20 protein-coding genes are annotated in these 23,678 nt (G+C 72.1%); 19 read left to right on the forward strand and 1 reads right to left on the reverse strand.

The features are described from left to right. Window positions 1-109 precede the first annotated feature (109 nt). The 14 genes from EFK50_RS12020 to EFK50_RS12085 all read left to right on the forward strand — a co-directional run bounded on the left by EFK50_RS12020 (window position 110) and on the right by EFK50_RS12085 (window position 14,977). Complete coding sequence (locus EFK50_RS12020) at window positions 110-1,288, forward strand: ABC transporter substrate-binding protein (protein WP_123227786.1); 1,179 nt, start codon at window positions 110-112, stop codon at window positions 1,286-1,288. A gap of 136 nt (window positions 1,289-1,424) precedes the next feature. Next, window positions 1,425-2,774, forward strand: coding sequence for an MmgE/PrpD family protein (locus EFK50_RS12025; protein WP_183407791.1), 1,350 nt, complete (start codon window positions 1,425-1,427; stop codon window positions 2,772-2,774). Next, window positions 2,771-4,765, forward strand: a complete 1,995-nt coding sequence (locus tag EFK50_RS12030) for an oxidoreductase (protein ID WP_148046138.1) — start codon at window positions 2,771-2,773, stop codon at window positions 4,763-4,765. Before EFK50_RS12025 ends, EFK50_RS12030 begins: the two co-directional genes overlap by 4 nt. Before the next feature lie 25 nt (window positions 4,766-4,790). Further along, on the forward strand, window positions 4,791-5,138 hold the full coding sequence (locus EFK50_RS12035) for a RidA family protein (RefSeq protein ID WP_123227789.1): 348 nt from the start codon (window positions 4,791-4,793) through the stop codon (window positions 5,136-5,138). Then, window positions 5,135-5,869: an SDR family NAD(P)-dependent oxidoreductase gene (locus tag EFK50_RS12040; RefSeq protein ID WP_123227790.1), complete on the forward strand. Its 735-nt coding sequence runs from the start codon at window positions 5,135-5,137 to the stop codon at window positions 5,867-5,869. The genes EFK50_RS12035 and EFK50_RS12040 overlap by 4 nt, the downstream gene beginning before the upstream one ends. Then, window positions 5,866-6,597 carry an SDR family NAD(P)-dependent oxidoreductase gene (locus EFK50_RS12045; RefSeq protein WP_123227791.1) on the forward strand — a complete coding sequence of 244 codons (732 nt, stop codon included), beginning with the start codon at window positions 5,866-5,868 and terminating at the stop codon, window positions 6,595-6,597. The genes EFK50_RS12040 and EFK50_RS12045 overlap by 4 nt, the downstream gene beginning before the upstream one ends. Window positions 6,598-6,655: 58 nt before the next feature. Continuing rightward, window positions 6,656-7,792, forward strand: a complete 1,137-nt coding sequence (locus tag EFK50_RS12050) for an NAD(P)/FAD-dependent oxidoreductase (protein WP_148046139.1) — start codon at window positions 6,656-6,658, stop codon at window positions 7,790-7,792. Next, window positions 7,789-8,499, forward strand: a complete 711-nt coding sequence (locus EFK50_RS12055) for an SDR family oxidoreductase (RefSeq protein ID WP_123228642.1) — start codon at window positions 7,789-7,791, stop codon at window positions 8,497-8,499. The genes EFK50_RS12050 and EFK50_RS12055 overlap by 4 nt, the downstream gene beginning before the upstream one ends. A 13-nt stretch (window positions 8,500-8,512) precedes the next feature. Beyond that, window positions 8,513-8,866 (forward strand): cupin domain-containing protein, encoded by a 354-nt coding sequence (locus tag EFK50_RS12060; protein ID WP_123227793.1) that lies wholly within the window; start codon window positions 8,513-8,515, stop codon window positions 8,864-8,866. Continuing rightward, complete coding sequence (locus tag EFK50_RS12065; protein ID WP_183407792.1) at window positions 8,863-10,458, forward strand: FAD-dependent oxidoreductase; 1,596 nt, start codon at window positions 8,863-8,865, stop codon at window positions 10,456-10,458. The genes EFK50_RS12060 and EFK50_RS12065 overlap by 4 nt, the downstream gene beginning before the upstream one ends. After that, window positions 10,455-11,288, forward strand: coding sequence for a Rossmann-fold NAD(P)-binding domain-containing protein (locus tag EFK50_RS12070; RefSeq protein WP_123227795.1), 834 nt, complete (start codon window positions 10,455-10,457; stop codon window positions 11,286-11,288). Before EFK50_RS12065 ends, EFK50_RS12070 begins: the two co-directional genes overlap by 4 nt. Beyond that, entirely contained in the window at window positions 11,288-13,123 is a 1,836-nt protein-coding gene (locus EFK50_RS12075) for an acyl-CoA dehydrogenase family protein (RefSeq protein ID WP_123227796.1), read from the forward strand. The genes EFK50_RS12070 and EFK50_RS12075 overlap by 1 nt, the downstream gene beginning before the upstream one ends. A 27-nt stretch (window positions 13,124-13,150) precedes the next feature. After that, a complete protein-coding gene (locus tag EFK50_RS12080; protein WP_246004197.1) occupies window positions 13,151-14,062 on the forward strand; it encodes a DMT family transporter in 912 nt (303 codons plus the stop codon). Window positions 14,063-14,236: 174 nt separating this feature from the next. Continuing rightward, window positions 14,237-14,977, forward strand: coding sequence for an SDR family oxidoreductase (locus tag EFK50_RS12085; RefSeq protein ID WP_123227798.1), 741 nt, complete (start codon window positions 14,237-14,239; stop codon window positions 14,975-14,977). A 16-nt stretch (window positions 14,978-14,993) separates the two neighbouring features. On the opposite strand, the gene EFK50_RS12090 is transcribed toward EFK50_RS12085, so the two are convergent. Continuing rightward, window positions 14,994-15,470: an Lrp/AsnC family transcriptional regulator gene (locus tag EFK50_RS12090; RefSeq protein WP_246004135.1), complete on the reverse strand. Its 477-nt coding sequence runs from the start codon at window positions 15,468-15,470 to the stop codon at window positions 14,994-14,996. 204 nt (window positions 15,471-15,674) lie between these two features. Between EFK50_RS12090 and EFK50_RS12095 the strand changes: the two genes are divergently transcribed. From EFK50_RS12095 to EFK50_RS12115, 5 genes are read left to right on the forward strand one after another with little or no spacing between them, the layout of a single operon-like run. Then, entirely contained in the window at window positions 15,675-16,925 is a 1,251-nt protein-coding gene (locus tag EFK50_RS12095; protein ID WP_123227799.1) for an aminotransferase class V-fold PLP-dependent enzyme, read from the forward strand. Continuing rightward, window positions 16,915-19,017, forward strand: coding sequence for a hydantoinase/oxoprolinase family protein (locus tag EFK50_RS12100; RefSeq protein WP_221177365.1), 2,103 nt, complete (start codon window positions 16,915-16,917; stop codon window positions 19,015-19,017). The genes EFK50_RS12095 and EFK50_RS12100 overlap by 11 nt, the downstream gene beginning before the upstream one ends. 1 nt (window position 19,018) lies before the next feature. Beyond that, window positions 19,019-20,815 carry a hydantoinase B/oxoprolinase family protein gene (locus EFK50_RS12105; protein ID WP_123227801.1) on the forward strand — a complete coding sequence of 599 codons (1,797 nt, stop codon included), beginning with the start codon at window positions 19,019-19,021 and terminating at the stop codon, window positions 20,813-20,815. Further along, the gene (locus tag EFK50_RS12110; protein WP_123227802.1) at window positions 20,812-22,179 is read left to right on the forward strand and encodes a transaminase; all 1,368 of its coding nucleotides are present in this window, start codon (window positions 20,812-20,814) and stop codon (window positions 22,177-22,179) included. Before EFK50_RS12105 ends, EFK50_RS12110 begins: the two co-directional genes overlap by 4 nt. Before the next feature lie 3 nt (window positions 22,180-22,182). Next, window positions 22,183-23,637 carry an MFS transporter gene (locus tag EFK50_RS12115; protein ID WP_123227803.1) on the forward strand — a complete coding sequence of 485 codons (1,455 nt, stop codon included), beginning with the start codon at window positions 22,183-22,185 and terminating at the stop codon, window positions 23,635-23,637. Window positions 23,638-23,678 lie beyond the last annotated feature (41 nt).

The raw sequence follows: 23,678 nt of genomic DNA on the forward strand, positions 1-23,678 counted from the left end.
CCCGGTCGCGACGAGGCGACCGGGTCCCCGGTTGGTGCAGCTACGCGGTGACGGGACACCGGGTGTACGCACCGCAGATGCAGCACCACAACCAGAACAAGGAGCAGGCATGAAGTTCAAGAAAGCGTACGCAGCCAGCGGCGTGGCACTCGCACTGGCGCTCTCGGTGAGCGCCTGCGGGAGTGACTCGGGATCGGGTGCCAGCGGCGACTCGGTCACCGTGGCCGTCGCCGGACCGATGACCGGTGACAACGGCATCTACGGGCAGGACCAGCTCTCCGGCGTCCAGTTCGCGGCCAAGGAGATCAACGACGCCGGCGGGATCCCGTCCGGCCCGCTCAAGGGCAAGAAGATCAAGGTGGTCAAGTTCGACGACGTCGCGGACCCGAACCAGGGTGCCTCGGTCGCGCAGAAGATCTGCGACGACTCCGGGATCATGGCGGTCTTCGGCCACTCCAACTCGTCGGTCACCCTGGCCGCCGAGCCGATCTACGAGCGCTGCGGCGTGCCGCTCTTCGTGAGCTACTCCTCGAACCCGGCGATCACCGCGGAGCTGCACAAGAACCTGTTCCGGACGCTGATCGACGACGCGAAGATGGGCGCCGAGATGGCGTCGTACTCGCACGACCAGCTCGGCTTCAAGAAGGTCGGCGTGCTGGCCTCCGACGACGACTACGGCGACGGTCTGAAGACCAACTTCACCAAGACCGCCGACGAGATCGGCCTGGACGTGGCGAAGGCGGTGACCACCTCGGCCAAGCAGAAGGACTTCACCCCGCAGCTGACCGAGCTGAAGAACGCCGGCGCCGACTCGCTGGTGCTGCTGAACACGTACACCGACGCCGCGCTGCAGATCAAGCAGGCCTACGCGATGGGCTGGAAGGTTCCGATCTTCGTGACGCCGGGCTCGAACAGCCCCGAGCTGGTCAAGATCGCCGGTGACAAGGCGGCCGAGGGCGTCATCGTCGCGGCCGTGTTCGACCCGAACTCCACCGCACCGGGGCCGTCGAAGTTCGTCAAGGACTTCACCGCCGCCAACGGCAAGGGTCCCGGTGAGTCCGCGGCGATGTCGTACGACTCGTTCTACGTCTTCCTCAAGTCCCTCGAGGAGGGCGCGGACGACCGGGCCAGCGTGATCAAGAAGACCGATGAGATCGGCACCTTCACGCTTCCCATCCGCGGCGAGCTGATCTTCAACGAGACCCACGAGCCCACCGTGGTCCCGGGCAAGCCCGCCCAGGTGCTGCTCCAGGTCAAGGACGGCCAGATCGGCAGCTACACCGGCTGACCGGCCGGAGAACCAGTGCCGTGCGGGTCCCGATCGGACCCGCACGGCACCCTCCCGGCGACCCCCTGCGGCGTCGCCGAGCAACCCCCGAGAACCCCTGAACCCCCCAAACCTGCGAATCTTCGAGGAGCGAACCGTGGCCGACATCCTGGACACGATCACCACCTGGGCCGCTGGGCTCAGCTACGAGGACCTGCCCGCCGAGGTCCGCGAGCGCGCCGCGTTCGCGCTCAGCGACACCATCGCCACCATGGTCGGCGGCGCGCCGACCGAGTCCGCCGCGATCGCCCTGGACTACGCCGCGGTCGCTGCCGGCCCGGCGCCGCTGGTCACCCGCGGCACCAGCACCACCCCCGCCTCGGCCGCCTTCGCCAACGGCGTCGCCGCCAGTGCGCTCGACTTCGACGACGGCCACTACCTGGCCGGAGCGATCCACCCCGGCTCGGTCGTGGTGCCGGGCATGCTCGCCGTCGCCGACGGGAGCACCACCGTCGCCCAGGCCCTGGTGGCCCAGGTCGTCGGCTACGAGATCGGCCTGCGCGCAGCCGCGCTGCTCTGGCCCAAGCACGACGGCGACCACTACCACGCAACCGGCTGCGCCGGCGCGATCGGTTCCGCCGCCGCGGCCGCCAAGCTTCTCGGCCTGGACGCCGACGGGATCGCCCGCGCGATCAAGATCGCCTGGGTGCACGCGCCGATGTCGACCTTCAACACCCCGATGGTCAAGGAGTCGATCGGTTGGGGCGCCTCCACCGGCGTCGCCGCGGCCGAGCTCGCCAGGGCCGGCTGGATGAAGGTCCCGGCCGGCTACGCGATCCCGTCCAACGAGGTCCTGCCGCCGTCGCCGTTCCACCAGCCGGGTGCCGCCGAGGACCCGTTCGTGACCAGCATCGGGACGACGTACGAGGTGATGAACACCTACTTCAAGTCGTTCGGCGCCTGCCGCTACACCCACGCCGCCGGGGCCGGGTTCGCCGAGCTGCTGGCCGAGCACGGCCTCAAGGCCGACGACATCGCCTCGGTCCGGGTGGGCACCCACCAGGCGGCGACCTTCCTCGACGAGGTCGCGCCGCAGACGATCGAGACGGCGCAGTACAGCTTCCCGCTGGTCCTCGGCGCGCTCGCGCTGTGGGGCGAGGTCGGTGCTCCCGAGATGGCCGCGTCCAGCCTGGACGACCCCGAGCGGCTGGCGTTCGCGGCCAAGGTCCGGCTGGAGCACGACGCCGATCTGGACCAGCACTACCCGGCCCGCTACCCGAGCCGGGTGGAGGTCACGACGACCGACGGCCGGTCCGTCTCCGGCGTCTACCTGGACGCCCCGGGTGACCCGGGCAGCAGCTTCGGCCCGGACGAGATGAAGGCCAAGTGGATCCGGCTGCTCACGCCGGCGCTGGGGGAGTCCGGGACCGCCTCGGTGCTCGCCGGGATCGCCGACCCGACCGCCTCGCTGACCTCCGTGCTCGGGCCGGTGTGGGCGAGCCGATGAGCACTCCCGCCAACCTCGCCCCGCTCCTGGAGCCGCTGGCTCTGGGCGGGCGGACGTTGCGCAACCGGATCATCGTGACCGCGCACGCGACGTACAACATCGACGCCGAGCACCTCCCGAACGACGACGACGTCGCCTACTTCGCGGAGCGTGCCCGGGGCGGCGCGGCGCTGGTCACGATGGGGACGACGGCGGTGCACCCGAGCTCGCCGTCGCCGTACGGGATCTACCACAACTTCGACGACCGGATCGTGCCCCGGTACGAGGTGCTCAGCGAGTCGGTGCACGCCCACGGCGGCCTGGTCGTCCCGCAGCTCGGTCACATGGGCGCGCGCACCGACGGCGAGGCCGGTGCGGTCTGGGCGCCGTCGCAGGTCTCCCACCACCTGTGGGCGAGCGTTCCCTACGCGATGAACCGCGCGGACGTCCGCACCGTCGTCGAGGCGTACGCCGCGGCGGCGGAGCGGGCGGTGCGCGGCGGCATGGACGGCGTGGAGATCTCGGTCGGGCACGGCCAGATGGTGAACCTCTTCCTCTCGCCGCTGACGAACCGCCGCGAGGACGAGTACGGCGGCTCCGACGAGGCCCGGTTCCGGTTCTGCCGCGAGGTCCTCGAGGGTGTGCGCGAGGCGGTCGGCGATGCGCTGCTGCTGGTCCGCGTCAACGGCTCCGACGAGGTGGCCGGCTCGCTCGACCAGGACCAGTGGCTCGACATCGACCAGCGGATCGCGGAGACCGGGCTGGTCGACGCGATCAACGTCTCGGCCAACTTCTACGGCTCGGTGATCCCGACGATGGCGGTCCCGCGGGGCTGCTACCTGCACTACGCCCGCGCGGTCCGGGCCCGGGTCGACCTCCCGGTCGGTGCGGTCGGCCGGATCGTCGACCCGACGATGGCGGCGCAGGCGCTCGAGGACGGGGACGCCGACTTCGTCGGGATGACCAGGGCGCACATCGCCGATCCGCACCTGGTCGCCAAGGTGGTCGAGGGCCGGACCGACGAGATCCGCCCGTGCATCGGCTGCATCCAGATGTGCCAGGGCGAGCTCGGCCGGCACCGCAACGTGAAGTGCGTCTACAACCCGGTCACCGGCCGCGAGCGGTTCCTGCGCGAGGTCGAGACCACCCCGGCCGACGTGCCGCGGCGGGTCGTCGTCGTCGGCGGCGGACCCGCGGGTCTTGAGACCGCCCGGGTCAGTGCCTTGCGCGGCCACCGGGTCACCCTGTTCGACGAGCGCTCGGAGCTCGGCGGCCTGGTCCGGGTGGCGGCCCGGACCGACGGCCGCGACGGCCTGATCGACGCCGTCGACTGGCTCGGCAACGAGGTCCGCCGGCTGGGCGTCGACGTCCGGCTGCGCCGTACCGCCGAGTCGGCGGAGGTGCTCGCCCTCGAACCGGACGTGGTCGTGCTGGCCACCGGTGCCTCCGAGGCGCTGCCGGTGTGGGCCGCCCGCGAGGACCGCCGGCTGCTCGGTGCCGCCGACGTCGTCTCCGGGCGCCCGAAGCTCTCCGGCACCGTCGTGGTCGTCGACGAGACCGACCGGACCTCCGGGATGTCAGCCGCTCTAGCCGCCGCGGAACAGGGGTGCGCGGTGGTGCTGCTGACGGCCCGGCCGGGACCGGCCGAGCTGGTCGAGCCGGAGGTGCGCGACGACTTCCTGCAGCGGCTGCACGATGCCGGCGTCGAGCTCCGCTGCTCGGTCCAGGTCCACGAATTCGACCTGGCCGGCGGGACGCTGCGCTGCGGTGTCGGCGGCCTGGCCGCGCTCACCTACCGCGACGTCGACGCCTCCGGCCAGCTGCTCACCCGGGCCGTCCCCGACGTCCTGATCGCCGCCGACCACGTCGTGCACACCTGGACCGAGCCGCGCGCCGAGCTGTTCGCGGACCTGCCCGACTCGATCGAGGTCCGCGCCGTCGGCGACGTCCTCAACCCCCATCGCATCGAGGCCGCCGTGCACGGCGCCTTCGAGCTCGCCGCCAGTCTCTGACCAACCCACAGAACGGAGCACCACCATGTCTCTCCCCCTTCGTCCCGCCGTCGCCGCCGGTGAGTGGGTCGCCATCTCGGGCCAGGTCGGCGTCGCCGACGGCGTGCTCGTCGAGGGCGGCGTCGCCGCCGAGGCCAAGCAGGCGCTGGCCAACCTGGTGGCCGTGCTCGAGGCCCACGGGCTGACCACCGCCGACGTGGTCAAGACCAACGTCTTCCTGGTCACGATGGACGACTTCGCCGCGATGAACGCCGAGTACGCCCAGGTCTTCACCGCCGACTTCCCGGCCCGCTCCGCCGTCGCGGTGCACCAGCTGCCGATCGGCGCTGTCTTCGAGATCGAGGCCTGGGCCTACCGCGGGAGCTCCTCGTGACCGTGCGCGGCTCCGTGGTCGTGACCGGGGGTTCCCGGGGGATCGGCCGCGCCTTCGTCGTCGACGCCGCCCGGCGCGGCTACGACGTCTTCCTCACCCACCGCGGTCGCGCGTCCGACGCCGAGGAGGCCGTGGCCGCCGCCCAGGAGGCGGCACCCGGCGCGACGGTGACGGCCGTGGAGGCCGACCTGCTCGACCGGGCGGCGCTGGAGAACCTGATCACCACGGTGCTCGACCACGGGCCTGTGCACCTCCTGGTGAACAACGCCGGGACGATGGCGCACGGCCTCCTCGACGAGCTGACCGAGGAGGGCTGGAAGCGCTCCTTCGACGTGCACGTGACGGCGCCGATGGTGCTGGCCCGCGGCTTCGCCGAGTCGCTGGCGTCGACCCACGGCGCGATCCTGAACGTCTCCTCGACCGGCGGTGTCGTCGGCTCGGTGCACGGTGCCGCGTACGGCGCGAGCAAGGCCGCGATCCTCGGGTTCAGCAAGTCGCTGGCCCGCGAGCTGGCCCCGTTCGTCCGGGTCAACACGCTGGCGCCCGGACCGGTCGGCACCGACATGTACGCCGACCTGCCCGAGGACGAGCGGCGCGCGGTCGAGGCGGAGACGCCGCTGGGCCGGGTGGCCGAGCCCTGGGAGATCGCCCGGGCCGGGCTGGACCTGTGCCACTGGACCTACGCGACCGGGCAGACCCTCGTCGCCGACGGCGGGCGGGTGCTGACATGAGCGCCGAGGTCGCCCTCGTTACCGGAGGATCGCGCGGCATCGGCCGGGCCGTGGTCGCCGAGGCGGCGCGGCGCGGGTACACCGTCGTCTTCAGCCACCGTGGTCGTGCCGACGACGTCGCCGCGACGGTCGCCGCCGCCGAGGCCGCGCGCGCCGGCTCGCGGGTCGTTGGGGTGGTCGCGTCGATGGAGGACCGGGCCGACCTGGACCGCCTCGCCGAGGCTGCCCGCGCCGAGGGCGAGGTGCACCTGCTGATCACCTGCGCCGGCTTCCTGGTGAACACCCCGCTGGCGGACGTCACCGACGAGCACTGGTGGGCCTCCCTGGACGTGCACGTGACCGCGCCGATGCTGCTGGCCCGGGCACTCGCCCCGGACCTGGCCCGGGTGAACGGTGCGATCGTGAACGTGTCCTCGGACGGCGGCGTGGCCGGCTCGGTGCACGGGACGCCGTACGGGACCAGCAAGGCGGCCACGATCGGCCTCGGCCACACCCTGGCCCGCGAGCTGGCCCCGCACGTCCGGGTCAACACGCTGGCACCGGGCCCGATCGCCACCGACATGTGGGCCGCCGTCCCCGAGTCCTCGCGGCGCGCCGTCGAGGACGCCACCCCGCTCGGCCGGGTCGGCACGCCCGAGGAGATCGCCCGGGCTGCCCTCGACCTCGGCTCCTGGACCTACGTCACCGGCCAGACCCTGGTCGTCAACGGCGGGCGGGTCATGAAGTGACCCGCTCCGCACCCCGTCAGTCCCCACCATCCCTCCGTCACAAGGAGTCGTGAACACCATGTCCCAGAACAGCGTCGGAACCGTCATCATCGGCGGAGGCATCGGCGGCGTCGCCCTCGCCTACTACCTCGCCGAGCTCGGTGAGGCCGACATCCTGGTCGTCGAGGGCCGCGAGCTCGCCAGCGGCTGCACCGGCGGCTCCCTCGGCGGCGTGCGGCAGCAGTTCAGCACGCCGTACGAGGTCGAGCTCGCGCTGCGCGGCCGTACCTTCTGGCAGACCTTCGAGCAGACCTTCGACTACTCGTGCACGTACTACCAGGACGGGTACCTGATGCTGACCGGCCGCGAGGAAATCTTCGAGAACCTCGGCCGCGCCGCCGACGTGCAGCGCGCCGGCGGCGCCCCGAACGTCGAGATGGTCGCCGCGGCGGACCTCACCGACATCGTCCCGTGGCTCTCGACCCAAGGTCTGGTCGGCGGCTGCTGGACGCCGGAGGACGGCCGGGTCAACCCGACCGACGGGGTCTACGGCCTGGCCGCCGCCGCCCGCAAGCTCGGCGTCCGCTTCCTCCAGCACACCCGGGTCGAGAAGATCGAGAAGTCCAAGGGCGGCTGGACGCTGCAGACCCCGGAGCCGGTCACCGCGCGCCGGGTGATCGTGGCCGGCGGCCTCGGCTCCCCGGACCTGATGCGCCCGTTCGGGCTGGACCTGCCGATCACGCCGATGATGGTGCACTACGGCTTCACCACGCCGGTGATCTCCGACCAGCGGCTGCCGATGACGATCGACCTGGACACCGGCTTCTGCGTGGAGCGCGAGCAGGACGCGGCCGTGGTCACGATCCTGGACTCGTCGCTGCCGGACACGTACGGCGTCGAGGACATGCTGCTGGAGTTCGCCGAGGCGGCCGCCGTCCGGGCGCCGGTCTTCACCGAGGTCGGGATCCGGTCGACGATCAGCGCGGCCGCGGACGCGACCGGCGGCGACGGGCACCCGTTCATCGGCGAGTTCGAGCCCGGCCTGTGGACGATGACCGGCTTCGACGGCCACGGCACGATGCAGGGCCCGGCGATCGCGAAGTTCACCGCGAACCTGATCGCCGGGATCGCTGACCCGTTCCTCGACCCGGCCGTCTTCGACCCGCGGCGCGAGGCGACCGCGACCCAGGAGTGGCTGCGGGCGGCCCGCCGATGAGCACCGGGCACGGCCCGCGGATCGCCCTCGTCACCGCCGGCAGCTCGGGGATCGGCGCCGGCATCGTCCGTGCCCTGGCCCCCGACCACACCGTCGTGGTGCTCTCCCGGTCCGAGGGCGCCGACGCGATCGCCGCCGAGGTGGGCGGGGTCGCCGTCCGCGGGTCGATCACGGATCCGGCCGACCGGGAACGGGCGGTCGCGACGGTGCTGGACCGGTTCGGCCGGATCGACGCCCTGGTGCTCAACACCGGTCACCCGCCGAAGGGCGACCTGCTGGAGCTGACCGACGCGGACTGGGAGGCCGGGCTCGACCTGATCTTCCGCAGCTCGCTGCACCTGGTCGGGCTGGTCACCCCGACGTTCCTGGAGCAGCGCGGCGGCTCCGTCGTGGCGATCACGTCCTACGCCACCCGGGTGCCGGAGCTGGTGATGCCGGTCTCCAGCGTGCTCCGCGCGGCGCTGCAGAACTGGATCAAGCTCTACGCCACCCGGTACGGCGCCGACGGCATCCGCGCCAACAGCGTGCTGCCCGGCTTCATCGACACCCACCCGGCCGACCCGGCCCGGCTCGCCTCGATCCCGGCCGGCCGGTACGCCGACCCGCTGGAGCTCGGCCGCGTCGTGGCCTTCCTGGCCTCGGACGCCGCTTCGTTCGTCAGCGGCCAGAACATCACCGTCGACGGCGGCATGGTCGCCGTCCCCTGAGCAGGAGACACCCATGAGCAACGCACCTGTCCGCAACATGCCCTTCAACGAGGAGTACACCGGCGTCAACGGCCCGGTCGCGATCGACCGGCGCTCGAAGCCGACGAACCTGACCGAGCTCTCCGCCGGCTTCGTCACCTTCACCGAGGACGGCGCGACCGATCCGTGGACGCTGCCGTACGAGGAGGCGTTCTACGTGATCGAGGGCGCGCTCACCCTGGTCGTCGGCGAGGAGCGGATCACCGGCGTCGCCGGCGAGGTGCTGACCCTGGAGAAGGGCGTCACCGCGATCTACGAGGGCACCGCCGGCACCCGGGCGTTCTTCTCGCTGGTCCCCGCCGACTGGATGGAGCGGAGCGAGTCGTGAGCGAGTCGTTCGACGTCGTCGTGATCGGGTCCGGCGCCGCCGGCCTGACCGCGGCACTGACCGCAGCGGAGGCCGGCGCCTCGGTGCTGGTGCTCGAGGCGAGCGACCGGTGGGGCGGATCGACCGCCGTCTCCGGCGGGCTGGTCTGGGCACCCGACCACCACCACGCCGCGGAGAAGCAGCTGGTCGACTCCCGCGACGACGCGCTCGCCTACCTGCGGTCCTGCGCCTACGCGCGCGAGGACGACCGGGTCGTCGCGTTCGTCGACGCGGTGCCGCAGGCGGTCCGCTTCGTCGAGGAGCACACCCCGCTGACGTTCCAGGCGATCGACTACCCGGACACCTTCGCGGAGCGACCGGGCGGCAAGCTGCACCGGCACCTCGAGTCGCTGCCGCAGGACCCGGGCGCGCTCGGCCGCTGGCAGGACCTGTTCTGGACCCAGGACGAGCCGCACACCCTGATGAGCGAGATCCTCCCGATCGGGGCGCACGTCTACGGTCTGCCGCTCGACCTCCCCGCGGTCACCGAGCGCCGTGAGCGCGGCCTGGTCACCGGCGGCGCCGCGCTCGTCACCGGGCTGCTGCACGGCATCGACGCCGCCGGCGTCACCCGCCGACCGGACAGCAGGGTCACCGCGCTGACTACCGACGCCGGCCGGGTCACCGGCGTGACGCTGGCCGACGGAAGCACCGTCGGCGCGCGCCGCGGCGTGGTGCTCGCCTCGGGCGGCTTCGAGTGGAACGACGACCTCAAGAGCGCGCACCTCTCGGTGCCGATCACCCACCAGGTCACGCCGCCGGTGCAGCACGGGGACGCCCTCGGGCTGGCCTCGGCCGCCGGCGCCGCGCTGGCGCACACGCACGAGAACTGGGCCTGGCCGGCCGTCGAGGTCCCGATGGATCTCTGGCCGGACGGGTCGCCGCGGCACCACCTGTCCTTCAGCGAGCGGTACATGCCGCACTGCCTCTGGGTGAACGGCGCCGGCCGCCGGTTCGTCAACGAGTCCAGCCACAACGTCGCGCTCGCGCTGGGGGAGGTGGACCCGACCGGGCACCGCCCGCGGAACCTGCCGGCCTGGTCGGTGATGGACGCCCGGTTCCGGGCGCGCTACCAGGTGGCCGGGGTGCTGCCCGGCGAGGACGCCAGCGAGTGGATCGTCGAGGCACCGACGCTGGCCGGGCTCGCCGCGCTGATCGGCGTCGACGCCGGTGCGCTGGCCGAGACCGTCGACCGGTTCAACACCTTCGCCGCGGACGGCGTCGACCCGGACTTCGGGCGCGGGCTGTCGGCGTACGAGCGGGCGATGGGGGACCCGACCGCGACGTACCCGAACCTCGGCACCGTCGCCGAGGGCCCGTTCACCGCCGTCGCGATCCGGCCGAGCACCGTCGGCACCAAGGGCGGCGTGCTGACCGACGCGCGCGCCGCCGCGGTCCGGTACGACGGCACCCCGGTGCCCGGCCTGTTCGCCGCCGGGAACGCGATGGCCGCCGTCTTCGGGCCGGGGATCTCCGGCGGCGGGATGACCATCGGCAACGCGATCGCCTGGGGCTGGCTCGCCGGCCGCGGCGCGGCGGGCGGTGCGGCATGAGCGCACCGATCCTCGTGACCGGGGCGACCGGGAAGACCGGCGTCCCGCTCGTCGCGGCCCTCGCCGAGCGCGGGATCGCCTACCGAGCCGGGGTCCGGCGCCCGGCGGCCGAGCACGAGGTCCGGTTCGACTGGGACGACCCGTCGACCTGGGCCGCCGCCGCGGACGGGGTCGAGACGGTCTACCTGGTGAAGCCGCCGGACGCGCCGCTGGAGCCGGTGACCGCGTTCCTGGCGGCCGCTCCCGGGATCAGGAGGGTGGTGCTGCTCTCCGAGCAGGGCCGGGAGGCGAAGTCGTCCTCCGACCCCGACCGGGCGGTGGAGCTGGTGGTCGGCGAGGACGGACGACGGGCGACGATCCTGCGTCCGAACTGGTTCTTCCAGAACTTCGGGCCGGAAGGCGGCTGGGGCGAGGCGCTCCGCGACCGCGGCTCGATCACCCTGCCGACCGGACCGGCTCCGCTGGCCTGGATCGACCTGCGCGACGTGGTCGAGGTGGCCGTCCGCGCCCTGGCCGGCGAGGACCTCGGGCCGATCGACCTCACCGGTGCCGAGACCTTCGACGTCGCCGAGCTCGGCCGGCGGATCGGTGCTGCCACCGGCCGGCCGGTGGTGCACGACTCGCCGTCCCTGGCGGCGTACCGGTCGGCACTGGAGGCCACCGGCCCCGGCGCTGCACGCCTCGCGTTCCTGATGGACCTGGTGACCGATGCGGCGGAGGGCCGCTACGCCCGGATCACCGATGACCTCGAGCAGCTGCTCGGGCGTCCCCCGCGGTCGTTCGACGACTACGTCGCCGAGAACACCGCCTACTGGAGAGGGAAGGTCTGATGGCCGGCTCCGTCCTGCAGGAGAAGCTCCTGCCCACCCTGGACTACCTCCTCTACGAGTGGCTCGACCTGGGTGCGCTGCTGGAGCGCGAGCGGTTCCGCGACCACGACCGGGCCGGCATCACCGACCTGCTCGGAACCGCGGCGGAGATCGCGACGGCCCGCTACGAACCGGCCAACCGGGTGATCGACGACCAGGAGCCGCGCTTCGACGACGGCCGGGTGCTGCTGCCGAAGGAGACCCAGGAGGCCTGGGACGCGTACGTCGACATGGGCTTCCTGCTCGCCACCCACGACGAGGAGCACGGCGGCCTGCAGCTCCCGCGCACCGCCGACTTCGCGTCCAAGATCATCCTCGGCGCGGCCTCGATCGGGATCAGTCCGGCCATCCTCACCGAGGCCAATGCCGCGCTGCTGCTCACCTACGGCACCGAGAAGCAGCAGTCCGTGTTCGCCCGTCGTGAGCTGGCCGGTGCGTGGACCGGGACGATGTGCCTCTCGGAGTCCCAGGCCGGATCGTCGCTCTCCGACATCACCACCCGGGCGGTCCCGGACGGCGCCGGCTCCGAGGACGACGTCCTCGGTCCGCGGTACCGGGTCACCGGGGACAAGATGTGGATCAGCGCGGGCGAGCACGACCTGGCCGAGAACATCGTGCACCTGGTGCTCGCCAAGATCCCCGGCCCGGACGGCGCGGTCGACCCGAGCACCCGGGGCATCTCGCTCTTCGTGGTGCCGAAGTTCGTCGTCGACGCCGACGGCGCGCTGCTGGAGCGCAACGACGTCGTGCTGGTGGGCCTCAACCACAAGCTCGGCTACCGGGGCACCCCGAACACGGCGCTCTCCTTCGGCGACGGCAGCCACCGCCCGGGCGGCGAGCGCGGCGCGCTCGGCTACCTGGTCGGCAACCCCGGCGACGGGCTGCGGCAGATGTTCCACATGATGAACGCGGCCCGGATCGAGATCGGGCTCGGCGCGGCCGCGCTCGGCTTCGCCGGGTACGCCGCCTCCCTGGACTACGCCAAGCAGCGCCGCCAGGGCCGGCCGGTGACCCGGGACGGCAAGGACGCCTCCCGGCCGCAGGCGCCGATCGTCGAGCACGCGGACGTGAAGCGGATGCTGCTGGCCCAGAAGGCGTACGCCGAGGGCGGCATCGCGCTCGGCCTGTACGCCGCCCGGTTGCTCGACGAGCAGCAGACCGGGACCGCGGACGAGGCGGCCGAGGCGGGCCGGCTGCTGGAGATCCTGACGCCGGTGGTGAAGAGCTGGCCGAGCGAGTGGTGCCTGGAGGCGAACAGCCTGGCGATCCAGGTGCTCGGCGGGTCCGGCTACACCCGGGACTTCCCGGTCGAGCAGTACTGGCGGGACAACCGCCTGAACATGATCCACGAGGGCACCCACGGCATCCAGGGCCTCGACCTGCTCGGTCGCAAGGTGCGCCTGGAGGGCGGCGCCTACCTGGACGCCCTCGCGTCCCGGGTGCAGCGGACCGTCGCCCGGGCGCAGCAGGCGGGACTCGCTACCGAGGCGGACGCGCTCGCCACGGCCTGGGCGCGCGCGGTCGCGACGGCCGAGGCCGCCTGGGGCACCGGCGACCCCGAGGACGCGCTGCCCAGCGCGACGCTCTTCCTCCAGGGGTTCGGGCACGTGGTGCTGGCGTGGGTCTGGCTGGACATCGCCGCCGGGGCGGTGGCCGGCACCCACCCGGAGGCACCCGGGAAGGTGGCCGCGATGCGCTTCTTCTTCGGCTACGAGCTGCCCAAGGTAGGCGCCTGGCTCGATGTCGTGGCTCGCCGCGAGACGCTCTGCCGGGACCTCGATGTCGCCCTGCTCTGAGCACCGCGGGCGGCTGCGGTGAGCACGATGCCGCACGGGCGCGCGCTGGTGCTCTCGATCGCGTCCGCCGTCGGGTCGAGCAGCAGCGGCCCGCTGGCGAAGGCGTTGCTGGAGGGCGGCTGGAGCCCGATCGCGGTGGCGCTGGTGCGGCTGGCGGTGGCGCCGCTGGTGCTCGTGGTCCCGGCGGTGCTGGCCCTGCGCGGGCGCGGTGCGGAGGTCGGGTCGGCTCGTCGCGGCATCGTGGTGCTCGGCATCTTCGGGATCTCCGGCTGCGTCGTCTGCTACTTCAACGCGATCTCGCGGTTGCCGGTCGGCGTCGCGCTGATGATCCAGTACGCCTCACCGCTGCTGGTGCTCGCCTGGACCGCCTGGCGGCAACGCCGGGTGCCGCCGCCGGTGACCCTGGTCGGCGCCGCTGTCGCGATGGCCGGCCTGGTGCTGGTGGTCGGGCTGGTCGGCGGCTCCGGCACGAGCATCGTCGGGGTGCTCTGGGCCTGCGGCGGGGCGACCTGCTTGGCGACCTACTTCGCGACCTCGGACGCACTGGCCGAGCTGCCACCGGCGGGGCTGGCCTTCCTCAGCCTCGCGGTGGCCGCGACCACGGTCGCCGTGCTGGCGGCGGTCGGTGCGATGCCGCTGCACTGGTCGACGCAGTCGGTCGACATCGGCGGGCACGGAACGCCGTGGCTGGTGCCGCTGGTGCTGCTGGTCCTGGTCGCCACGGTCTTCGCCTACACCACGAGCATGGCCTCGGTCGGGGTGCTCGGGGCCCGGCTGGCCTCGTTCGTCTCGCTGTCGGAGCTGATCTCGGCGGTGCTGATCGCCTGGCTGGTGCTGGGGGAGTCGCCGCGTCCGGTGCAGCTGCTGGGCGGGCTGCTGATCGCTGCCGGCGTGGTCCTGGTGCGGGTGGAGAAGGCGGCGGCGGTCCCGGTCTCCTGACCGTACGGCGGTCGCCTTGACCTGGAGCGGGTGCTCGCGGTTTACTGATAACTAAGCGCTTGCTTAGGAGATGAGCCATGTACGTCCGATCCGTCCGAGACCTCGTCGTCGGCACCGTCCGCGGGGTCGTGTCCCTGCTGTCCCGCTGACCCGTCCGCCACCCCGAGGAGCCCCATGTCCGACGTCACCTTCGACTTCACCGGCCGGACCGTCCTGGTCACCGGCGCCGCGCGCGGGATCGGTCTCGAGCTCGCCCGTCGCTTCCAGGAGTCCGGTGCGGCGACGTACCTGCTGGACGCCGACGGCGACGAGGTGGTCGCGGCCGCCGCCGGGATCGGCGCCCGCGGCGGGATCCGGGTCGACGTCGGTGACAGCGAGCAGGTGGCAGCCGCGGTGGCGCACGCGCACGAGGAGACCGGCCGGATCGACGTGGTCGTCAACAATGCCGGGATCCTGCGCGACAAGATGCTCTGGAAGCTGACCGACGAGGACTGGGACCTGGTGCTCCGGGTGCATGCCGGCGGCACCTTCCGGATGACCCGCGCGGCGGTTCCGCACTTTCGCGAGCAGGGCTACGGGCGGGTCGTGAACGTGACGTCGTACACCGGCCTGCACGGGAACGTCGGCCAGGCCAACTACGCGACCGCCAAGGCCGGGATCATCGGGTTCACCAAGACGGCGGCCAAGGAGCTCGCCGGGTTCGGGGTGACTGTCAACGCGATCTCCCCGAACGCGGAGACCCGGATGATCTCCTCGATCCCCGAGGACCGCCGGGCCGAGATCGCCGCGACGATCCCGCTGGGCCGGTTCGCGGACCCGAGCGAGATGTCCGCCGCGGTCTGCTTCCTGGCCTCCGAGTCGGCCGGCTACATCACCGGCACCGTGCTGCCGGTCGACGGCGGCATCGCGATCTGAGCCGATCGGCTCAGGCTCAGCCGGTCCCCCAGGAGTAGCTCACCTTCTCGATGTGCATGTAGGTGAACACCTCCGTCGACCGGACGCCGGGTGCTTCCCGGATGACGTCGTTGACGATGTCGAACAGCTGCGGGGCGTCCTTGCAGATCACTTCGACGATCACGTCGAAGCGGCCCGAGGCGAGGATGACGTAGACGATCTCCTCGACCTTGACCAGGGCGTCGGAGACGGCGCGCACGTCGCCGTCGACCTGGATCCCGACCATCGCCTGCACGTTGAAGCCCATCTTCAGGGGCTCCGAGACTGCGACGACCTCGATGACGCCGCCGTCGATGAGGCGGTGCACCCGCTGGCGGGCCGCCGCCCGTGACAGCCCGACCTCCGGGCCGAGCTTCGAGTAGGCCATCCGGCCGTCGACCTGCAGCGCGCGAATGATCGCCTTGTCGATGTCGTCGATCGGGATGGGACTCGTCGACCCCTTCTCAGCAGCCACGTGCGGTCCTCTCTCGATCCATCTGGTGTGTCCCGGAGTGTATCGGCCACCGATTTGGTAGGCGCGCACCCGAATCACTCGCGAGTGGGGCCTCAGACAATCGAATCGGAACAATTTTCGACAAGGGACTATACGAATCGCTCGTCAACTGTTAGTTTCACGAACGACACGTTTGTTGGAACGAACGAAAGGGCCGCCGCGATCATGGACAGGTTCCCCAGTGGGCTCACCCGCTACGACTTCCTCGACGAGCTGAGCCGCCTCGAGCGCGCGTCTCGCTTCGACGAGACGGAACGGAACTTCTTCGACGAGGGGCCGCACCTGATCTCCTCGCCGGAGCTGCCCTGGGGCGACGAGGTCCGGCACCTGTCGGTGGCGGCGTACGAACGGTTCATCCACGGCGAGACCTGGATCACCGGTGGCGGCGCGCGCGAGATGGAAGCGGACATCGTCGCCTGGATGGGGACGATCCTCGGGTCGGACGACCCGGCGGGCTTCGTTACCGCCGGCGGCTCGGAGTCCAACATGTGCGCGGTGCTGACCGCCAAGCAGCGCGCCGGTCGCAAGGGCGGGAGCATCGTCTTCCCCGACAACGGGCACTACTCGTTGCACAAGCTCTGCCGGATGTTCGACCTCGACCCGATCGCGGTGCCGGCTCCCGAAGGTCGCCTGGACCAGGTCGACCCGGCGGCGATCGAGGCCGCGATCCGGCCGGACACGATCGCCATCGTCGCTACGGCCGGCACCTGGGCCTACGGCAGCATCGACCCGATCGCCGAGATCGGCGCCATCGCCGAGAAGCACGACCTCTACCTGCACGTCGACGGCGCCTTCGGCGGCTACATCCTGCCCTTCCTCGAGATCGGCGGGTACGACCGGGAGATGCCGCTGTGGGACTTCCGGGTCCCGGGCGTCTGCTCGATCAGTGCGGATCTGCACAAGAACGGGATGGCGCCGCCGCCGGCCAGCACCCTGTTCTTCCGCGACTCCGGCCTGCTCGAGCTCGCCAAGGAGATCTGCCCGCCGAACGGGACGATCTCCGGGACCCGCGGCACCGGACCGATCGCGGGCGCCTGGACGATGGTCAAGCTGCTCGGTACCTGGGGCTACGTCGACGTGGCGAAGAAGAGCATCTCGATGCGCGACCAGCTCGCCGCCGGGGCCGCGGAGATCCCCGGCCTGCTCGTCCACCCCGGTTCCCGGATCAACATGACCCTGATCCACTCGCAGACCGTGGACCTCCGCCCGGTCGTCGACCGGCTCCGGGACCGCGGCTGGATGTTCGCCGTCCGGGCGATTCCCGCGCCCGCCGGCATCGTGCTCGCGCCGATGCCGCATAACGAGGGTCAGGCGCCCGCGTTCCTCGACGACCTCGCCGACGCCGTCGCCGCCGCGCCCGCGATGCCGACCGAGCTCCGCGTGGACGCGGAGAAGGTGTCCTCCTATGGGTTCTGAGGACACCATGCGGATGTCCGTCGACATCGGCGGGACCTTCACCGACCTCGTCGTCGAGGACGGCACCGGACTCTCGCTGTACAAGGCGCCGACGGTTCCGTCCGACCCGGTCCAGGGAATCCTGGACGTCCTCGGTACGGCGGCAACCGCGCGCGACGTCCCCCTCGCCGAGCTGCTCGGCAAGGTCGGCGCCTTCGTGCACGCGACCACCCGGGGGTTGAACGCGGTCCTGACCGGCAACGCCGCGCGGACCGCGTTCCTCACCACGGCGGGGCATCCGGACGTCCTCCTGCTGCGCGAGGGCGGCCGCCAGGACGCCTTCGACTTCACGGTCCCGTTCCCCGAGCCGTACGTGCCGCGGGCGCTGACGTTCGAGGTGACGGAGCGGATCACCTCGACCGGGGAGGTGCTGACCGCGCTCGACCTCGACGCCCTGGAGCGCACCTGCGACCAGCTCGTGGCCGCCGACGTCGAGGCGATCGCGGTCTGCCTGCTCTGGTCGACCGTCAACCCCGAGCACGAGCTCGCGGTGGGCGAGGTGCTCGACCGGCGACTGCCCGGCGTACCGCACACGCTGTCGCACGCCCTGAACCCGTCGCTGCGCGAGTACCGCCGGGCGTCCTCGGCGGCGATCGACGCGTCCCTGAAGCCGCTGATGAGCGACTACTTCAGCGCGCTGACCGAGCGGCTCCGGGACGCGGGCCTGCGCGGCCGCATCCTGATGGTGACCTCGGCGGGCGGGGTGATCGATGCCGCCGACGCGGTCGCCCGCCCGATCCTGACGATCAACTCCGGGCCGTCGATGGCGCCGGTCGCGGGCCGCGCCTACGCGCTCGCCGACACCGGGTCGGACGACGTGATCGTGGCCGACGCCGGCGGCACCACCTACGACGTCACCCTGGTCCGCCGGGGCGAGATCCCCTCGACGCGCTCGGCCTGGGTGGGCGACGTCGGCACCGGGCACATGACCGGGCTCCCGTCCATCGACGTCAAGAGTGTCGGGTCCGGCGGCGGCAGCATCGCCTGGGTGGACGAGGGCGGCCTCCTCCACGTCGGACCGCAGTCGGCCGGGTCCGTCCCGGGGCCGGCCTGCTACGGGCGCGGTGGCCGGAGTGCGACCGTCACCGATGCCGCGCTGGTCCTCGGCTACCTGGACGCCGACGGGTTCTCCAGCGGCGCGATGACCCTCGACGCCGAGGCGGCCGTGGTGGCCGTGAAGACGTCGGTGGCCGACGTGCTCGGGATCGACGTCATCGAGGCGGCGGACGCCATCCTGCAGCTCACCACCGAGCAGATGGTCCGCGCGATCGAGGAGATCACCGTCGGCCAGGGCATCGACCCGGCCAAGGCGGTCCTGATCGGTGGGGGCGGCGCCGCGGGGTTGAACGCGCACGCCGTCGCGGAACGCCTCGGCTGCCGCACCCTGGTGGTGCCGGCCGTCGGAGCCGCGCTCGCGGCAGCCGGCGCGCTGATGTCGGACCTGACCGCGATCTACTCCGCGACGGCGCCGACGATCACCTCGTCGTTCGCGATCGAGCGCGTCGACGCCGCCCTCGCCGAGCTCGTCGAGCAGGGCCGCGAGTTCGCGCGCAAGGCCGGGGTCGCTCCGGAGGAGGCGACGATCGCGCTGTTCGCCGAGGCCCGCTACCCCCAGCAGATCTGGGAGCTCGAGGTGCCGCTGCGGGTGACCGCGTTCGCCGGCCCCGACGACGTCGCCGACCTGGCGGAGGACTTCCACCGCACCCACCTGGAGATCCTCGGCATCACCGACCCCGCGTCACCGGTCGAGATCGTCAGCTGGGGCGCCCGGGTCACCGTCCGCCTGGAGGAGGCCAACCACCAGGTGGGCGCGCTCCCGCGCGGCAGCGCCGAGATCACCCGTCGCCGGGCGTTCGTCCCGGGGCGCGGGATCACCGACGTCCCGGTAGTGCCGCTCGCCGCGATGGAGCCGGGCCGGCCCGTGCGCGGCCCCCTCCTGGTGGAGGCGCCGTTCACCACCGTGGTCGTCGCCGGGGACGCGCAGTGCCGCATCGGCGAATCAGGGTCGCTGGTCATCGAGACCGAGACCGACCGTCCCGAGAAGGAGGACTGAGATGTCCGAACAACCCAGGTCCTCGGCCGCCGAGAGCGCCCAGCTCGCCGTGCTCAGCCACCGGTTCGAGGCGATCGTGACCCGGATGCAGAACACCCTCGCGCGGTCGGGGCGCTCCGGCGTCCTGAACACTGCCCGGGACTTCTCCTGCTGCATCCTCACCGCTGACGGCGACGTCCTGATGACCGGCCAGAGCCCGCCGATCCACGTGATGGGCGGACCCGACCTGCAGGCCCGGTCGATGCTCGAGTTCTACCCCGAGGTGCATGCCGGTGAGGCGTTCCTGCACAACTCGCCGTACCACGGCAACACCCACGCCGCCGATCACTCGATCCTGATCCCGGTGGTCGACGCGGACGGGAAGCACCGGTTCACGGTGCTCGCCAAGGCCCACCAGGCCGACTGCGGCAACTCCATCCCGACCACCTACATGGCCAGCGCGCGCGACGTCTACGAGGAGGGTGCGCTGATCTTCCCGGTGGTCAAAGTCCAGGACCAGTACCGCGACTGCGAGGACATCCTGCGGATGTGCGAGATGCGGATCCGCGTCCCCGAGCAGTGGCGCGGCGACTACCTGGCGATCCTCGGGAGCGCCCGGATCGGCGAGCGCGCGCTGCTCCAGCTCGCCGACGAGGTCGGCTGGGACGCGCTCGACGTGTTCTCCGGGAAGTGGCTGGACTACAGCGAGATCCGGATGGCCTCGGCGATCAGGAAGCTCCCCGCCGGGCGAGCGGTCACGACCACGTGCCACGACCCCTTCCCCGGGGTTCCCGAGGGCATCCCGATCCAGGTCGCGCTGGAGGTCGACCCGGTCGCCGGCACCATCGACGTCGACCTGCGCGACAACATCGACTGCGTCCCGGCCGGGCTCAACCTCAGCGAGGCGACCTCGCGGACGGCCGCGCTGATCGGCATCTTCAACAGCATCGACCACACGGTGCCGCACAACCAGGGCAGCTTCCGGCGGGTCCAGGTGCACCTGCGGGAGAACTGCGTCGTCGGGATCGCCCGGCACCCGGCGAGCACCTCGACGGCGACGACCAACCTCGCCAACCGGCTCGGCAACGCCGTCCAGCGAGCGATGGCCGAGATCGGTCCGGGTATTGGCATGGCCGAGGTGGGCTCCGGGATGTCGCCCTCCGAGGCGGTCGTCTCCGGGATCGACCGGCGCGAGGGCAGCACCCCGTTCGTCAACCAGATCTTCACGGGTACCAACGGCGGGGCCGGCAGTCCGCACTCCGACGGCTGGCTCACGATGAGCGATCTCGGTTCGGGCGGGACGCTGCTGCTGGACTCGGTCGAGATCGACGAGCTCAAGCAGCCGATCCTGATCCACCGCCGCGGCATCGCCGTCGACACCGAGGGTGCCGGCGAGCTGCGCGGAGCGCCCGGGATCGACGTGGAGTACGGCCCGGTCGGCGGGACGCTCGAGGCGATCTACGCCAACGACGGCTCGATCAACGCGATGGCCGGTGCCCGCGAAGGACTGCCGGGCGCACCCTCGATCCAGGCCAAGCGCACCACCGACGGCACCGTCGAGCCGGTGGACATCTGCGGACCGGTGCGGATCCTCGACGGCGAGCGGCTGCTGGCCCGGACCAGTGGTGGCGGCGGTTACGGCCGGCCGACCCGGCGCGATCCCGCCGCGGTGGTCCACGACGTCCGCGAGGGCTGGATCTCCCGCGATCGCGCCGCGGCCGTGTACGGCGTCGTCCTCGACGACGCACTCCAGATCGACGTGGCGGCGACCGAGCGCCGCCGGACGAGTCTCGACAACGAGGAGCTGGTGAAGGCATGAACGACCAAGCAGGCTACGACCCCCGTGCGGTCGAGGCGATGGTGGCGCAGGAGCGGGCGACGTACCTCGCCCGGAACCCGGTGTCCGCGGCGCGGCAGGGCGGGACCGGCAACCTGTTCGGCGGTGTGCCGATGACCTGGCTCGCGAAGAGCGCGGCGCCGTTCCCGTTGCACTTCGAGGGTGCGTTCGGCGCCCGGGTCGTCGACGCGGACGGGCACGAGCTCGTCGACTTCTGCCTCGGCGACACCGGGGCGATGGCCGGCCACTCGCCGCTCCCGACCGTGGAAGCGGTCGCGCGCCGGTACGGCACGCTCGGCGGTGCGACCACGATGCTGCTGACCGAGGACGCCGGTGTCTGCGGCTCGATCCTGGCGGACCGGTTCGGTCTCCCGCTGTGGAGCTTCGCGCTCACCGCGACCGACGCGAACCGGTGGAGCATCCGGCTGGCGCGGGCGCTCACCGGGCGGTCGAAGATCCTGGTCAACAGCTACTCGTACCACGGCAGCGTCGACGAGAGCTTTGCGGTGAAGGGCCCCGACGGAGCGGTGTCGCGGCGCGGCAACGTCGGTCCGCCGTGCGACGTCGCACGGACCACCCGCGTCGCCGAGTTCAACGACCTCGCGGACCTGGAGCGCGAGCTCGCCCACGGGGACGTCGCCGCGGTCCTGATGGAGCCGGCGATGACCAACATGGGCATCGTGCTGCCCGAGCCCGGCTACCTGGCCGGCGTCCGGGCGCTGACCAGGGCGGCCGGCACCCTGCTGATCAACGACGAGACCCACACCCTCTCGGCAGGACCCGGCGGCTGCACGGCCGCGTGGCGTCTCGAGCCGGACATCGTGACCTTGGGCAAGGCGATCGGCGGCGGCATCCCGTCGGCGGCGTACGGGATCAGCCAGGACGTCGCGGACCGGCTGGCCGCTCGCCCGGACCTGGACCTCGTCGACACCGGCGGTGTCGGCGGCACCCTCGCCGGAAATGCGTTGTCGCTGGCGGCCGTTCGGGCCACGCTGACCGAAGTGCTCACCCCGGAGGCCTTCGTGCAGATGACCGCGCTCTCGACCCGGTACGCGACCGGCGTGGAGAAGATCATCCGCGGCGCGGGCCTGCCCTGGTCGATCAGTCAGCTGGGTGCGCGGGCCGAGTACCGGTTCACGGATCCGGCTCCGCGCAACGGCACCGCCTCCGAGGCGGCCACCGACCTGCTGCTGGAGGACTACCTGCACCTCTACCTGCTCAACCGAGGGGTCCTGCTGACGCCGTTCCACAACATGGCGCTGATGTGCCCGGCCACGACCGAGGCGGACGTCGATCTGCATCTGGGTCTGCTCGGCGGCGCGGTCGACCAGCTCGTCGGCGCCTGACCGATGACGGATCAGGGAGCGGGGCCGGGGGCCGTGCGGACGCCGTCCGCACGGGACGCCGGCGCGCGCCCGCTCCTGGTGGTCGGCGTGCTGGCGCTCGCCGTCACGGCGTTCGGTCTGATCACCTCCCTGACCTTCCCGGCGCTGCCGCACCTCCAGCGGGAGTTCGACACGGACCAGGCGACGATCACCTGGGTCGTCACCGCGTACCTGGCATCGTCCGCGGTGCTGACCCCGGTGCTCGGCCGGGTCGGTGACGTGGTCGGTCGCGAGCGGCTGCTGATCGGCTGCTTGGTCGTGCTCACCGCCGGGTCGCTGCTGGCCGCGCTGGCGCCCTCGGTCGAGGTGCTGATCCTCGCCCGCGTGGTCCAGGGGGCCGGCGGGGGCGTGCTGCCCTTGTCCTACGCGATCGTCCGGGAGCACGTGCCGGCCGACCGCGGACCGGCGGCGGTCGGGCTGATCTCCAGCCTGATGGGCGTCTCGAGCGCTGTCGGCATCGTCATCGGCGGACCGATCATCGACTCGCTGGGCTACGAGTACCTCTTCTGGATCCCGCTGGCCGCCACCGCGATCGCCGCGACCGTGGCCGTCGTCGTCATCCCTCGGCGGCAGGGCCGGACGGGGGAGCCGGTTCCGTTCGTCGCCGCGGGACTGTTCGGCATCGGCATGGTGTCCGGCTTGATCGCGCTCAACCAGTCGGCCCGCTGGGGGTGGCTGAGCGCCGAGGTGCTCGGTCTGCTGCTGCTCTGCGTCCTAGGGTTCGCCGGCCAGTGGGCCATCGACCGTCGCCGGCCCGCCACCGCCTTCATGGACCTGGCCCTGCTGCGCCGGCGCGCGGTCGCGGTCGGCCACGTCGTCGGCTTCCTGGTGGGCTTCGGAATGTACGCGTCGTTCGCCTTCGTCGCGCCGATGCTGCAGGCTCCCGTGTCCGGGCACGGCTTCGGCGCCAGTACGTCGGTCGCGGGCCTGCTGATGCTGCCGTGCGCGGTGGCGTCGTTCGCGGGCGGGATCGTCGCACCGCATCTGGCCCGCCCGCTGGGCACCCGCCCGTTGATCGTGGTCGCGTGCGCGGTGGCCGCTCTCGGCATGGCCGGGATCGCGCTGTCGTCGGGATCCCGCACCACCTTCGTCGTCTCCTACACCGTCCTCGGGCTCGGGCTCGGGGTCGCGATCGTCTGCCTGACCAACCACCTGCTCGACACCGTGCCGAGCTCTCAGCTCGCCGCGGTGGCGGGCATGAACGCGAACCTCCGCGTCGTGGGCGGTGCCGTCGGTACGGCGCTCCTGGCCGCCGTGGTGACCGCGAGCGCCGCGTCCGGCGACCCGTACCTGGCGGGCTTCCTGGTGCTTGCCGGAGGGCTCGTGGTGGCCGCGCTGGCGGCGACCGGATTGCCTCGCCCGGCTATCGCATCCGAGCAAAGTGACACCACAAACGACCGTATAACTCTTGAAATCTGAATGTAACCAACGAATTGCTTGTCAATGCAGGGAGATCGAGA

Origin of the sequence: Nocardioides marmoriginsengisoli (assembly GCF_003725695.1) — a bacterium.
In the GTDB taxonomy this organism is placed as follows: domain Bacteria; phylum Actinomycetota; class Actinomycetes; order Propionibacteriales; family Nocardioidaceae; genus Marmoricola; species Marmoricola marmoriginsengisoli.

Excerpts from the sequence above, each read along its gene's own strand:
- EFK50_RS12020 (WP_123227786.1), top strand. The coding sequence starts at position 110 with ATGAAGTTCAAGAAAGCGTACGCAGCCAGCGGCGTGGCACTCGCACTG.
- EFK50_RS12030 (WP_148046138.1), top strand. The coding sequence starts at position 2,771 with ATGAGCACTCCCGCCAACCTCGCCCCGCTCCTGGAGCCGCTGGCTCTG.
- EFK50_RS12035 (WP_123227789.1), top strand. The coding sequence starts at position 4,791 with ATGTCTCTCCCCCTTCGTCCCGCCGTCGCCGCCGGTGAGTGGGTCGCC.
- EFK50_RS12045 (WP_123227791.1), top strand. The coding sequence starts at position 5,866 with ATGAGCGCCGAGGTCGCCCTCGTTACCGGAGGATCGCGCGGCATCGGC.
- EFK50_RS12050 (WP_148046139.1), top strand. The coding sequence starts at position 6,656 with ATGTCCCAGAACAGCGTCGGAACCGTCATCATCGGCGGAGGCATCGGC.
- EFK50_RS12055 (WP_123228642.1), top strand. The coding sequence starts at position 7,789 with ATGAGCACCGGGCACGGCCCGCGGATCGCCCTCGTCACCGCCGGCAGC.
- EFK50_RS12060 (WP_123227793.1), top strand. The coding sequence starts at position 8,513 with ATGAGCAACGCACCTGTCCGCAACATGCCCTTCAACGAGGAGTACACC.
- EFK50_RS12070 (WP_123227795.1), top strand. The coding sequence starts at position 10,455 with ATGAGCGCACCGATCCTCGTGACCGGGGCGACCGGGAAGACCGGCGTC.
- EFK50_RS12075 (WP_123227796.1), top strand. The coding sequence starts at position 11,288 with ATGGCCGGCTCCGTCCTGCAGGAGAAGCTCCTGCCCACCCTGGACTAC.
- EFK50_RS12080 (WP_246004197.1), top strand. The coding sequence starts at position 13,151 with ATGCCGCACGGGCGCGCGCTGGTGCTCTCGATCGCGTCCGCCGTCGGG.
- EFK50_RS12085 (WP_123227798.1), top strand. The coding sequence starts at position 14,237 with ATGTCCGACGTCACCTTCGACTTCACCGGCCGGACCGTCCTGGTCACC.
- EFK50_RS12095 (WP_123227799.1), top strand. The coding sequence starts at position 15,675 with ATGGACAGGTTCCCCAGTGGGCTCACCCGCTACGACTTCCTCGACGAG.
- EFK50_RS12100 (WP_221177365.1), top strand. The coding sequence starts at position 16,915 with ATGGGTTCTGAGGACACCATGCGGATGTCCGTCGACATCGGCGGGACC.
- EFK50_RS12105 (WP_123227801.1), top strand. The coding sequence starts at position 19,019 with ATGTCCGAACAACCCAGGTCCTCGGCCGCCGAGAGCGCCCAGCTCGCC.
- EFK50_RS12110 (WP_123227802.1), top strand. The coding sequence starts at position 20,812 with ATGAACGACCAAGCAGGCTACGACCCCCGTGCGGTCGAGGCGATGGTG.
- EFK50_RS12115 (WP_123227803.1), top strand. The coding sequence starts at position 22,183 with ATGACGGATCAGGGAGCGGGGCCGGGGGCCGTGCGGACGCCGTCCGCA.